Origin of the sequence: Pseudomonas sp. CG7, from assembly GCF_023701885.1 — a bacterium.
GTDB lineage: Bacteria > Pseudomonadota > Gammaproteobacteria > Pseudomonadales > Pseudomonadaceae > Aquipseudomonas > Aquipseudomonas zanjanensis.
The window spans coordinates 13,749-28,518 of sequence record NZ_JABAEE010000022.1; the positions used below are offsets into that span (position 1 = coordinate 13,749).

The 14,770-nt window shown below is 65.2% G+C and carries 2 protein-coding genes; both read left to right on the forward strand.

Translation table 11 applies throughout. From position 1 onward, the window contains the following. The first annotated feature begins 122 nt into the window (after positions 1-122). Complete coding sequence (locus tag HGO40_RS11740) at positions 123-12,683, forward strand: non-ribosomal peptide synthase/polyketide synthase (protein ID WP_250963131.1); 12,561 nt, start codon at positions 123-125, stop codon at positions 12,681-12,683. Next, a partial coding sequence (locus HGO40_RS11745) for a condensation domain-containing protein (protein ID WP_250963132.1) occupies positions 12,684-14,770 on the forward strand: 2,087 nt, incomplete at its 3' end.

Here is a 14,770-nt window from a genome sequence, read left to right on the forward strand (position 1 = left end):
TCGCCACGGGTTTCTTCCTTTCTGACACTTGTTCTCAAGCGCTAATTTTTCCGGTTTGCATTCGTTTCATAGGGACGACTTGCCTTTGTGCCTTGTGCCCACTGATTCCGGATACCCCAGAAATGAATGCTGAAGACGCCTTGAAACTTGCTCGCCGGTTTATCGGGTTGCCCCTGGAAAAGCGCCGGATGTTCCTGGCCGCGTTGGCCAAGGAGGGCGTGGAGTTCAGCGGTTTCCCCATTCCCCAAGGCGTCGAGGCCGAGGATCGCCAGGCGTTGTCCTATGCCCAGCAGCGCATGTGGTTTCTCTGGCAACTGGAGCCGGGCAGCGGCGCCTACAACCTGCCGGGAGCGGTGCGGCTCAAGGGCGCGTTGAGCCTGTCGGCGCTGGAGCAAGCCTTCGCCAGCCTGGTGGCCCGTCATGAAACCCTGCGCACGGTGTTCCAGCGCCAGGCCGACGACAGCCTCCTGCAAGTGCCCTCCAGCGCCGCACTGGTGATAGGCCGCAAGGACTTCAGCGCCTTGCCGGTTGCCGAGCGCGAGCAGGCGGTGCGCCAGGCCGCCGAAGCCCACTCGCTGCAGCCCTTCGACCTGTCCAGCGGCCCGTTGCTGCGGGTCGAACTGCTCAAGCTCGATGATCAAGAGCACGTGCTGCTGCTGACCTTGCACCACATCGTCTCAGACGGCTGGTCGATGAACGTGCTGATCGACGAATTCATTCGCTGCTATGACGCCCATGAGGCGGGGGTGGAACCACAACTGGCCGACTTGCCGATCCAGTACAGCGACTATGCCTTGTGGCAGCGCCGCTGGCTGGAAGCCGGCGAGCAGGCGCGTCAACTCGACTATTGGCAGGCGCAACTGGGCGATGAGCATCCCGTGCTGGAACTGCCTATCGATCACCCGCGCCCGGCGATGCCCAGCTATCGCGGCACGCGCTTTGAATTCGCCGTGGAGCCGGCACTGGCCGAGCAACTGCGCACCACCGCCCAGCAGCATGGCGTCACCCTGTTCATGCTCCTGCTCGGCGCGTTCAACGTGCTGCTGCATCGCTACACCGGCCACACCGATATCCGCGTTGGTGTGCCCATCGCCAACCGCAATCGCGCCGAAACCGAAGGGCTGATCGGCTTTTTCGTCAACACCCAGGTGTTGCGTACCGAGCTCGGCGGCCAGACCCGGGTCGATGAGTTGCTGCGCACGGTCAAGGAAGCCGCCCTCGGCGCCCAGGCCCATCAGGACTTGCCCTTCGAACGGTTGGTGGAAGCCCTGAAACTGGAACGCAGCCTCAGCCATACCCCGCTGTTCCAAGTGATGTATAACCACCAGCCGCAAGTGGCCGACATCGCCAGTATCCGCACGGCTTCGGGGCTGGAGTTGTCGATGTTGGAATGGCAGGGCCGCACCACGCAATTCGACTTGACCCTCGACACCTGGGAAAAGGCCGGCAAGCTGCATGCGGCACTGACCTACGCCAACGATCTGTTCGACGCCGCGACGGTCGAGCGCATGGCCCGGCACTGGACGCGGCTGCTGCAAGGCATGGTCGACGACAATCGCGCGCTCGTCGGCGAGTTGCCGCTGCTGGAAGCCGATGAATATCAGCGCCTGATCCATGATTGGAACCCGGTGGACGCGCCGTTCGACCAGGCGCTGTGCATCCACCAGATGATCACCCGCCAGGCCGAGGCCACGCCGGATGCCTTGGCCGTCACCTTCGCCAACACGCGCCTGACCTACAGTGAACTCGACGGCCGCGCCAATCGGCTGGCCCACAAGCTCATCGAGCTGGGCGTGGGCCCGGAAGTCCGTGTCGGCGTGGCGATGCCGCGCTCCGAACACCTGCTGATCGCCTTGCTGGCAGTGCTCAAGGCCGGTGGCGCCTACGTGCCGCTGGACCCGGACTACCCGGCCGAGCGCGTGGCCTACATGCTTGACGACAGTCGCGCCCGGGTCTTGCTGACAGAACAGGCGGTGGCGGCGACGCTCAGCGTGCCGGCCGAAACCGCCGTGCTGATGCTGGATCGGATCGAGTTGGGGCAGTACTCACTCAGCGCGCCGACCACTCAAGTCACGCCAGACAACCTCGCGTACGTGATCTACACCTCCGGTTCCACCGGCCAGCCCAAGGGCGTGGCGATTGCCCATCGCAACGTGCTGGCGCTGATCGACTGGTCCCGATCGGTCTACAGCCGCGACGACATCCAGGGTGTACTCGCCTCCACGTCGGTGTGCTTCGATTTGTCGGTGTGGGAACTGTTCGTGACCCTGGCCAACGGCGGCTCGCTGATCATCGCCCGTAATGCCCTGGAGTTGCCGCAACTGCCGGCCCGGGACCAGGTGCGCCTGATCAACACCGTGCCCTCGGCGATTGCCGCGTTGCAGCGCAGCGGTGAGATCCCGGCCAGCGTACGCATCATCAACCTGGCCGGTGAGCCGCTCAAGCAAAGTCTGGTGGATACCCTCTACCAACACCCGACCTGTGGGAGCGAGCTTGCTCGCGATAGCGGTGTGCCAATCACTGATGGGTCAACTGACAGAGCGCCATCGCGAGCACGCTCGCTCCCACAGTTGGGTGGCGTTGAGCATGTGTACGATCTTTATGGCCCCTCGGAAGACACCACCTATTCCACCTGGACTCGCCCCACCGCCGGCGGCCCGGCGAACATCGGCCGGCCCCTCAAGCACACCGCCAGCTACCTGCTCGACGCTGACCTGCAACCGGTGCCCCAAGGCGTCTCGGCAGAGTTGTACCTGAGCGGCGCGGGCATCACCCGGGGTTACCTCGGCCAGGCCGCGATGACCGCTGAAAAGTATGTGCCCAACCCATTCTCCACCCACGGCGAACGCCTGTACCGCACCGGTGACCTGCCCCGTTACCAGGCCGACGGCGCCTTGCAGTACGTTGGCCGTATCGATCATCAGGTCAAGGTCCGCGGCTTCCGTATCGAACTGGGGGAAATCGAGGCGCGCCTGCTGCAACAACCCCAGGTGCGCGAACTGGCGGTGCTGGCCCAGGACGGCGAACATGGCCAACAACTGGTGGCCTTCATCGTCCCGAGCGAGGCCGCGGTGCTGAGGGAGGCCGACGCCCAGGTACGGTTGCGCGAACCCCTCAAGGCTGCTTTGCGTGAACACCTGCCGGACTACATGGTGCCGGCCTACCTGGTGTTCCTCGCAGAACTGCCGCTGACCCCTAACGGCAAACTCGACCGCAAGGCGTTGCCGGCCATCGATGGCAGTGAGCAGCAACGTGAATTCGTCGCGCCCCATAGCTCGATGGAAAAGGCCCTGGCGGCGATCTGGCAGGACGTGCTGAACCTCGACAGCATCGGCCTGGAAGACAACTTCTTCGAACTGGGCGGCGATTCCATCGTCTCCATGCAAGTGGTCAGCCGGGCGCGGCAGGCCGGGATCGTGCTCAATCCCAAGGCGCTGTTCCAGCACCAGACCCTGCGCAGCCTGGCGCTGGTCGCGCGCCAGGGCGACAGTCATACGATCGATCAGGGCTTGGCGCGCGGCGCGGTGCCGTTGACGCCGGTGCAGCAGTGGTTCTTCGAGCGTGACATCCCCGAGCGCCAGCACTGGAACCAGTCGCTGTTGCTGGTGCCTGGCGAACACCTCGACGCCGTGGCATTGGCGTCGGCCCTGGCCCGTCTGGCTGAGCACCATGACAGCCTGCGCCTGCGCTTTACCCAAGTGAACGGCCACTGGCAGCAAGCCTATGCCGAGCCGTCGACGGCCAGCCTGGTGTGGCAGCGCTCGGCGACGTCGGTCGAGCAGCTCAACGCCCTGTGCGATGACGCCCAGCGCAGCCTCGACCTGGAAGACGGACCGCTGCTGCGGGCCTTGCTGGTGGACATGGCCGATGGCAGCCAGCGCTTGTTGCTGGCGATCCATCACTTGGTGGTAGACGGTGTTTCCTGGCGCGTGCTGCTGGACGATCTGCAACAGTTCTACCGCCAATTGCGGGCCGGCCAGCCGATCCAGGTACCGGCCAAGACCAGCGCTTATGGACAATGGGCCGAGCAACTGCACGGGCATCTCGATGGCTTCATGGGCAGTCTCGATTACTGGCGCGCCCAGGGTCATGCACCGGCCGGCAACGGCTTGCCGTGCGACTACCCCGAGCGGCTGCTGGAGGTCCGTGACGAGCGCAAGGTGCAAGTGCGGCTGGACGCCGAACAGACCCGCCAACTGCTGCAACAGGCGCCCAAGGCCTACCGCACCCAGGTCAATGACCTGCTGCTGACGGCCCTGGCCCTTACGGTGTGCCGTTGGACCGGCCAGGACAGCACGCTGATCCAGCTCGAAGGCCATGGCCGTGAAGAGCTGTTCGAGGGCGTTGACCTGACCCGCACCGTCGGTTGGTTCACCAGCCTGTTCCCGATCAGCCTCAGCCCGGCGCCGGCGTTGAGTGCATCGGTCAAGGCCATCAAGGAACAACTGCGCGCCGTGCCGGACAAGGGCCTGGGCTACGGCGTGCTGCGCTATTGGGGCGAACCTGATGTGCGTGCCGAACTGGCGGCCTTGCCGGTGCCGCGCATCACCTTCAACTACCTGGGCCAGTTCGACCGGCAGTTCGATGACGGCGCGCTGTTCGTGCCGTCCAGCGAAGGCAGTGGCGCGGCGCAGCATGCCCGGGCGCCGCTGGCAAACTGGTTGACGGTGGAAGGCCAGGTCTACGGCGGCGAGCTGTCCCTGAACTGGGGTTTCAGCGAGCGGATGTTCAAGCAGCAGACCATCGAGGCCCTGGCCGCTGACTACCTCGCCGAACTGAGGGCGTTGATCGAACATTGCTGCGCGCTGGAAGCGCCCCAGGCCACGCCCTCGGACTTCCCCCTGGCGCGCATCAGCCAGGCGCAACTCGACAGCCTGCCGGTAGCCGCCGGGCAGCTCGACGATCTCTATCCGCTGTCACCGATGCAGCAGGGCTTGCTGTTCCACACCTTGTACGAGCAGGCAGCGGGGGAATACATCAACCAGTTGCGGGTGGACGTCCAAGGCATCGATGCACAGCGCTTCGCCGAGGCCTGGCAGGCCACCCTCGATGCTCACGATAGCTTGCGCAGCGGCTTTGTCTGGCAGGGCGACCTCGAGCAGCCGTTGCAGATCGTCCGTCGCCAGGTCGAATTGCCATTCACGCTCCTCGATTGGCGCGGGCGCGATCACCTCGCCGAGGCCCTGAATGAGCGTGCCGACGCCGAGCGCCGCGCGGGTTTCGACCTGGCCCAGGCGCCGTTGCTGCGCCTGGTGCTGGTGCAGACCGAGGCCGAGGGCTGGCACCTGATCTACACCCATCACCACATCCTGATGGACGGCTGGAGCAACGCTCAACTGCTCGGTGAAGTATTGCAGCGCTACAGCGGTCGCTTGCCCAAGGCCAATGTCGGGCGTTATCGCGACTACATCGCCTGGCTGCAACGCCAGGACGCGCAACTGGGCGAGACGTTCTGGACCGGCCAGTTGGCCACCCTGCAAGAACCAACCCGATTGGCGCGCGTCATGTCTGCCAGTGAAATCCACAGCGGCCATGGCGATCACTTCCAGACCCTGGACGCGGCCCGTACCCAGGCCCTGGAACAGTTCGCCCGCCAACAGAAAGTCACCCTCAACACCTTGGTGCAAGCGGCGTGGCTGTTGCTGCTGCAACGCTACACCGGTCATGACAGCGTCGCCTTTGGTGCCACCGTGGCCGGGCGTCCGGCGGATCTGCCGGGCATCGAGCAACAGGTCGGCCTGTTCATCAACACCTTGCCGGTGATCGCCGCGCCGCGTCCGGACCAAACGGTCGGTGCCTGGCTGCAAGCCGTGCAGGCGCAGAACCTCAGCCTGCGGGAGTTCGAGCACACACCGTTGGCGGATATCCAGCGCTGGGCCGGGCAGGGCGGCGAGGCGCTGTTCGACAACATCCTGGTCTTCGAGAACTACCCGATTGCCCAGGCCCTGGCAGAAGGTGCCGGACAGGGCGCGGTGTTTGGCGACGTCAGCCACCTGGAGCAAACCCATTACCCATTGAGTGTGGCCGTGACGCTCGGACAGACCTTAGCGCTGCATTACAGTTTCGACCGGGCGCATTTCAGCCAAGCGGCCATCGAAGGCATCGGCGCGCATCTGTTGCAGCTGTTGCAGCGCTTCGCCGAATCCCCCGTGCGCCATCTTGGACAAATCGCCCTGGTCAGCGCCGAGGAACAGGCCCGGCAACAGGCCGCCAATCATCCGCAGCCGTACCCGACCGACATCCCCGTACATCAACGCATTGCCGATCTGGCGGCGCACAAGCCCCACGCCACGGCAGTGATCTTCGACGGCCAGCGTTTCAGCTATGGCGACATCGACCGTCGCGCCAACCGCCTGGCCCACAAGCTCATCGAACTGGGCGTGGGGCCGGAAACCCGCGTTGGCGTGGCCCTGCCGCGCAGCGAAGGGGTGATCGTCGCGCTGCTGGCGGTGCTCAAGGCCGGCGGCGCCTATGTGCCGCTGGACACCAGCTACCCACGGGAACGCCTGACGTACCTGATCGAGGATTCCGGGCTGGCGCTGTTGCTCACCGACTCCCGGGTGTCGGCGCAGTTGCCGCTGGAGGGTGCCGACCAGGTGCTGGAGCTCGATCGCCTGGACGTGAGCCTGCAATCGGCGGATGCACCTTCGGTCAGCGTCGATCCGCAGAACCTCGCCTACGTGATCTACACCTCCGGCTCCACCGGCAACCCCAAAGGCGTGAGCGTGGCCCACGGTCCGCTGGCGATGCACTGCCAGGCCATCGGCGAGCGCTACGAGATGCGCGACAGTGATTGCGAATTCCATTTCATGTCCTTCGCCTTCGACGGTGCCCACGAGCGCTGGCTCACCAGCCTGACCCACGGCGCCTCGCTGCTGATTCGCGACGACAGCCTGTGGACCCCGGAACAGACTTATAGCGCGATGGGCGAGCACGGCGTGACCGTGGTGGCGTTCCCGCCGGTGTACCTGCAGCAACTGGCCGAACACGCCGAACGCGAAGGCAACCCGCCGAAGGTGCGCATCTACTGCTTTGGCGGCGATGCGGTGCCCAATGCCAGCTTCGAACGGGTCAAGCGTGCCCTCGATCCGGACTTCATCATCAACGGCTACGGCCCGACCGAAACCGTGGTCACCCCGCTGATCTGGAAGGCTGGCCGCGAGGTGGCGTGTGGCGCCGCGTATGCGCCCATCGGCAGCCGCATCGGTGACCGCAGCGCCTACGTGCTCGACGCCGACTTGAACCTGCTGCCCCAAGGCATGGCGGGTGAGCTGTACCTGGGCGGTACCGGCCTGGCGCGGGGTTACCTGAACCGTCCGGGCCTGACGGCCGAGCGCTTTGTTGCCGACCCGTTCAGCACGGGCGGCGGCTTGCTCTACCGCACCGGCGACCTGGTGCGCCAACGCGCCGATGGCACTTTCGATTACCTGGACCGCATCGACAACCAGGTGAAGATCCGCGGCTTCCGCATTGAACTGGGTGAAGTCGAAGCCAGCCTGCAAGCCCTCGATGGGGTGCGCGAAGCGGTGGTCGTGGCACAGGAAGGGGCTGCTGGCAGCGGCAAGCGCCTGGTGGCCTATGTGGTTGCCAATGAAACTGTGCAAAAGGATTTCGCCGAGCACTTGCGTGACCAACTCAAGGCGACCCTGCCGGCACACATGGTCCCGGCCTATCTGCTGCTGCTCGACCGCCTACCGCTGACCCCCAATGGCAAGCTCGACCGCAAGAACCTGCCCAAGCCCGACGTCAGTCAGTTGCAGCAATCCTACGTGGCCCCGCGCAGCGCGCTGGAGCAGCAACTGGTGTCGATCTGGCAGGACGTGCTCAAACTTGAACGCGTGGGCCTGGGGGAGAACTTCTTCGAACTGGGCGGCGATTCCATCGTCTCGATCCAGGTGGTCAGTCGCGCGCGGCTGGTCGGTATCCACTTCACGCCGAAGGACCTGTTCCAGCACCAGACCATCGAGGCGCTGGCCGCCGTGGCACAGACGGGCGCGCCGCTGCAATTGATCGACCAGCAACCCGCGACCGGCGAAACCGCACTGCTGCCGATTCATCAATGGTTCTTCGCCCAGCCGATTCCCGCCCGTCATCACTGGAACCAGTCGGTGATGCTCAAGCCGACCGAGGCACTCGATCCCCAGGCATTGGAGCGGGCCTTGGGTGCGCTGGTGGTGCACCACGACAGCCTGCGCCTGGCCTTCACCGAGCAGGCTGACGGCTGGACGGCGCGCTACCGTGACGGGGTTGCTGACGGCAGTGTCTGGCACGCCGAAGTCGTCGATCTTGTCGCACTGCAAGCCTTGGGCGACCAGGCCCAGCGCAGCCTGCAACTGGACGGCGGCACGCTGATCCGTGCGGTGCTGGCGAACCTCGCCGATGGCACCCAGCGTCTGTTGCTGATCGTGCATCACCTAGTGATCGACGGGGTGTCCTGGCGGATCCTCGTCGAAGACCTGCAAACGGCTTATCGGCAGGTGCTTGTAGGAATAATCGTGCAACTGCCAGCCAAGACCAGCGCGATCAAGGCCTGGACCGAAGCGTTGCAGGGCTACGCCAGCAGCGCAGCCCTGCAGGCCGAGATGGGCTTCTGGCAGCAGCAATTGCAAGGCACCTCCACGGCGTTGCCATGGGACAACCCCCAGGGCGGACGGCAGCATCGCCAAGCCTTGACCATTCGCTCTTCACTGGACAAGACCCTCACTCGACAACTGTTGCAGGAGGCTCCGGCGGCCTATCGCACCCAGGTCAATGACCTGCTGCTCACCGCCCTGGCGCGGGTGATGGTGCGCTGGACCGGCGCTGACAGTGTGCTGCTGCAACTTGAAGGCCATGGCCGTGAAGAGCTGTTCGAGCACATCGACCTGACCCGCACGGTCGGCTGGTTCACCAGCCTGTTCCCGGCACGATTGACGCCGGTAGCGGATGACCTTGGCGCTTCGCTGAAACAGGTCAAGGAACAACTGCGGGCCATCCCCAACAAGGGCATTGGCTTCGGGGCCTTGGCGCACCTGGGCGATGATGCCGCACGTCAAACCCTGCAAGCCTTGCCGAAACCGCAACTGACGTTCAACTACCTCGGCCAGTTCGACGGCAGTTTCGCCGCGGCTGACGACGCCTTGTTCGTGCCCACCGACGAGCATGGCGGTGAAGAGCTGAACATGCAGGGCCCGCTGGGCAGTCCGCTGGCGCTGGACGGCAAAGTCTTCGGCGGCGAGCTGGACTTGAGCTGGACCTTCAGCGGCGAGCTGTTCAATACCGCGACCATCCAGCGCCTGGCGGATGACTACCTGCAAGAGCTCACGGCGCTCATCGCCCATTGCTGCGACAGTCACCGCCGGGGCGTGACGCCGTCGGATTTCCCGTTGGCGCGGCTGACCCAGGCGCAACTGGACACGCTGGTCCCAGTCCCCCAGGCCATCGACGACCTCTACCCGTTGTCGCCGATGCAGCAAGGCATGCTGTTTCATTCCTTGCTTGGGCAGGGCAGCGGCGACTACATCAACCAGATGCGCCTCGACGTCGACGGTCTCGATCCGCAGCGTTTTCGCGCCGCCTGGCAAGCGGTGGTCGATGCCCATGACATCCTGCGTACCGGGTTCTTCTGGCAGGGCGACCTGGAGCAGCCGGTGCAAATCGTCCAGCGTCAGGTCGAGGTGCCGTTTCGTGTGCTCGACTGGAACGGGCGGACGGAGATTGAGGGTGCCTTGCAAACCCTCGCCGATGAAGAGCGCGCCCAAGGCGTGGACCTGACCCAGGCGCCGCTGATGCGCCTGGTGCTGGTGCGCACGGCGACTGATCGGCATCACCTGATCTACACCAACCATCACATCCTGATGGATGGCTGGAGCAGCGCGCAGTTGTTCGGCGAAGTGTTGCAGCACTACCGCGGCGACAGCGTGGCCCGCCCGGCTGGCCGTTATCGCGACTACATCGCCTGGCTGCAACGCCAGGACGCGAGCCTCGGCGAAGGGTTCTGGACGCAACAATTGCGCACGCTGGATGAACCGGTGCGCCTGGCCCAGGTGTTTGCGCGCCCGGCCCAGGACGTCTCGGCGAACCTGTACGGTCATCATCATGTGCAACTGGATGCGCAGCAGACCCAACGCCTGGCCGAATTCGCCCGCGAATCCAAAGTGCCCGTCAATACCCTGGTGCAAGCGGCCTGGCTGTTGCTCTTGCAGCGCTACACCGGCAAAGCCAGCGTGGCGTTCGGCGCGACGGTGGCGGGGCGGCCGGCGGACCTGGTGGGCGTCGAGGGGCAGATCGGCCTGTTCATCAACACCTTGCCGGTCATCGCCAGCCCGCGTCCCGAACAGGCGCTGGGCGACTGGCTGCACAGCGTCCAGGCGCAGAACCTGGCCTTGCGCGAGTTCGAGCATACGGCGTTGTTCGATATCCAGCGCTGGGCCGGCCTGGGCGGCGAAGCGTTGTTCGACAACATCCTGGTGTTCGAGAACTACCCGATTTCCGAAGCCCTGGAGCACGGTGCGCCTGACGGCTTGCGTTTCGGTGCCGTGGACAACCTGGAACAGACCAATTACCCGCTGACCCTGCTGGTCAGCCTCGGTGCCGAGCTGGCGGTGCAGTTCAGCTACCAGTGCGCCAGTTTCGCCCCGGCCTCGGTCGAGCAGATCGGCGTGCATCTGCGGCGCTTGCTGCTGCAAATGACCGACGGCACGCAACGGCCCCTGGGGGAACTGAGCTTGCTCGACAGCGGTGAAACCCACCAGCAGGTGCAAGGCTGGAACGCCACCGCCGCCGCTTATCCGGATGAGCATTGCGTCCATCGCCTGTTCGAGGCCCAGGCCCGCCGAACGCCGGATGCCACCGCGCTGGTGTTCGCTGAACAGGCGCTGAGCTACGCCGAACTCAACGTCCGGGCCAACCGCCTGGCCCATCGCTTGATCGAGCAAGGCGTGGGGCCCGATCAATTGGTCGGCGTCGCCCTGGAGCGTGGCGTGGAGATGATTGTCGCCTTGCTGGCCATCCTGAAGGCCGGTGGTGCCTATGTGCCGCTCGACCCGCAATACCCGGCCGACCGCCTGGCGCACATGATCGAAGACAGCGGCATCGAATTGCTGTTGACCCAACGTTCGCAACTCAACCAGCTACCGCTGACCTGTGGGAGCGAGCTTGCTCGCGATGGCGGTGGTTCAGTCAATATTGATGGTGAAGGTGAGGGCCTCATCGCGAGCAAGCTCGCTCCCACAGGGGTTGGGGTTGAGACATTGGTGTTGGACCAGGAGGGCGGCTGGCTCGACGGTTATACCGGCGAGGCGCCAGCGATGCGCCTGGATGCGGAGCACTTGGCCTACGCCATCTACACCTCGGGTTCCACTGGCAAACCCATGGGCGTGATGGTGCGGCATGGGGCGCTGGTGAATTTCGTCGCGAGCATGGTCCGCGAACCGGGTATCGCCGCCAGTGATCGGGTGCTGTCACTGACCACGTTCTCGTTCGACATCTTCGGCCTGGAACTTTATGGCGCGCTGTTGAGCGGTGCCTGCGTGGTGCTGGTGGACAAGCAGAGCGCCCACGACCCAGAAGCGCTGCTCAAGACCATCGACCAGCAGCACGTCAGCGTGGTCCAGGCCACGCCATCGACCTGGCGCATGCTGCTCGACCACCCGGCGTCCGCCTTGCTGGCCGGGCGCAAATGCCTGTGCGGTGGCGAGGCGTTGGCCGAGGACCTGGCGGAGCGGTTGCTGGATGTCGCCGGTGAAGTCTGGAACCTGTACGGCCCAACCGAAACCACCATCTGGTCGGCGGCCTACCGCTTGACCGCCGAGCAGCGCCTGCCGTACCTCGGCCGGCCGATTGCCAACACGTCGCTGCATATCGTCGGCGATCACTTCGCGCCGAACCCGGGCGGGCTCATCGGTGAACTGTTGATTGGCGGCGACGGCCTGGCCCGGGGTTACCACGACCGGGCGGCGCTTACCGCCGAGCGCTTCCTGCCGGACCCGTTCGGCAATGGTGCGCGGGTGTACCGCACCGGTGACCTGGCGCGCCAGCGGGGCGACGGCGTGATCGAGTACATCGGCCGGGTCGACCATCAGGTGAAGATCCGCGGCTTCCGCATCGAACTGGGGGAAATCGAAGCCTGCCTGTTGGCCCAAGAGTCGATCCGCGAAGCGGTGGTGGTGCCACAACAAGGGCCGGGCGGCCTGCAGTTGGTGGCGTACCTGATCGCCGCCCATCCAGGGACGGCGGAACTGGCGGCCTTGCGCGACGCCCTCAAGGCCCAGCTCGCGCCGTTGCTGCCCGACTACATGATGCCGGCGCACTGGTTGCTACTCGAACGCTTCCCGTTGACCCCCAACGGCAAGCTCGACCGCAAGGCCCTGCCGCTGCCGGACGCCCAGCAACTGCTGCGCACCTACGTGGCGCCCGAGGGCGCGCTCGAGCAGGGCATCGCTGATATCTGGCAAGACGTGCTCAAGCTCGAACGGGTAGGGCGTGACGACAACTTCTTTGAACTGGGCGGGCATTCCCTGCTGGCGACGCAAGCGACGGCGCGCCTGCAAATGCAGCAAGGCGCCGCGGTGCCCCTGGACTTGCTGTTCAGCACCACGTCCCTGGCCGACTACGCCGCCCAACTGGCGGCCCACCTGAGCCCTCACTCCAGCGACGACCTGAGTGAGATGCATGATTTCCTGGCAGACCTGGAGACCCTTTGAATGACTCAGCTCGATAACCTGTCTCTGGTTCAGCGATTCATCCGTTTACCGCTCGCCCAACGGCAAGCGTTCCTGCACAAGCTGCACAGCAAGCACATGAGCCTGGCGACGTTGCCGATCCCGGCGATGCGCGACGAGTTCGCGACGCTCGACCTGTCCTACGCCCAGGAGCGCCAGTGGTTCCTCTGGCAACTGGACCGCCACAGCGCCGCCTATCACGTGCCCACGGCGCTGCGCTTGCGCGGCGCTCTCGAACTGCCGGCGCTGCAACGCAGTTTCGACGCCTTGCTGGCCCGTCACGACGTGCTGCGCACCGTGTTCGTCGACAGCCCGGAAGGGCCCCAACAAGTGGTGCAGGCGTGCTTGAGCCTGGCGATCGAGCCCCAGATGGTATCGGGGCCAGTGGACGACGCCGTGCTCAAAGCCCTGATCGATGACGAGATCGCTGGATTGTTCGACCTGCAACAAGGGCCGCTGCTGCGGGTCAAGCTGCTGCAACTCGCCGCGGACGATCATGTGCTGGTGCTGACCCAGCACCACATCATCTGCGACGGTGCGTCGGCGCGGATCATGGTCAACGACCTGGTCCAGCTCTACGCCGCTCACCGCAGCGGTCAGGCGCCGACCCTGGCGACCTTGCCGATCCAATACGCCGACTATGCGATCTGGCAGCGCAAATGGATGGAGGCCGGCGAGCTGGAGCGGCAACTGGCCTATTGGACCGAACGGCTGGGGGACGGCGGCGAAGTCCTGCCGTTGCCAACGGACCGCCCGCGCCCGGCGGTGCAGAGCCATCGCGGCGCGCGCCTGGACCTGACCGTCGACGCCGGGCTGACCCAGGGCCTGAAGCAACTGGCCCAGCGCGAAGCCTCGACGCTGTTCATGGTCTTGCTGGCCTCGTTCCAGGCCTTGTTGCACCGCTACAGCGGCCAATCGGACATCCGTGTCGGCGTACCGGTGGCCAACCGTAATCGCCCGGAAACCGAAGGCCTGATCGGCTTTTTCGTCAACACCCAGGTGCTCAATGCCCAGGTGCGGGGCGACTTGCCTTTCGAGCAATTGCTGGCGCAGGTCAAGCAGGCCTCGCTGGGGGCGCAAGCCCATCAGGACCTGCCGTTCGAGCAGTTGGTGCAGGCACTGGCCCCGCAGCGACAGGCAAGCCACAGCCCGCTGTTCCAAGTGATGTTCAACCACCAGAGCAGCGGCACGGCCCAGGCCCTGCAATTGCCGGGTTTGCAGGTCGAGAGCCTCGACTGGAGCTCCCACACTGCCCAGTTCGACTTGACCCTCGACACCCACGAGACCGACGGTGAGCTGGCCGCGTCCCTGAGCTACGCCACCGACCTGTTCGACGCCAGCACCGTGCAACGTCTGGCTGAGCACTGGCTGAACCTGCTGCACGGCATCGTCGCCAATCCCCGCCAACGCATCGGCGAACTGCCGCTGCTGACGGCCGCCGAGCAACAGCAACACATCGCCCAGTGGAACCCGGCGCCGCGCAGTTTCCCGGGCGAGGCCTGCCTGCATCAGCGCATCGCCGAACAGGCGCGCTTGCGTCCTGATGCCGTCGCTTTGCGCTTCAACACTCAAACCCTGACCTACGGCGAACTCAACACCCAGGCCAACCGCCGAGCCCATCAGTTGATCGCCCATGGCGTTGGCCCGGATGTACTGGTTGGACTGGCTGCCGAGCGTGGCTTCGACATGCTGGTGGGCCTGCTGGCGATCCTCAAGGCCGGCGGCGCCTACGTGCCGCTGGACCCGACCTATCCCCAGGATCGTCTGGCCTACATGATGCAGGACAGCGGCATTCGCTTGCTGCTGACTCAAGCGGCCCTGGTCGATCAATTACCGGTGCCGGACGGCGTGCAGACGCTGCTGCTGGACGCCGACGTCAGCGCGTTCGCCGACAGCGATCCGCTCGTAGCAATGGACGCCGCGAACCTCGCCTACGTGATCTACACCTCCGGCTCCACCGGTAATCCAAAAGGCACCTTACTGCCGCACCACAACGTGCTGCGCCTGTTCGAGGCCACCGAACCCTGGTTCAACTTCGGCGCGCAGGATGTCTGGAGCCTGTTCCATTA

What these genes read in the sequence shown, in the direction of transcription:
- HGO40_RS11740 (WP_250963131.1), top strand. Translation starts at nt 123, where the DNA reads ATGAATGCTGAAGACGCCTTGAAACTTGCTCGCCGGTTTATCGGGTTG.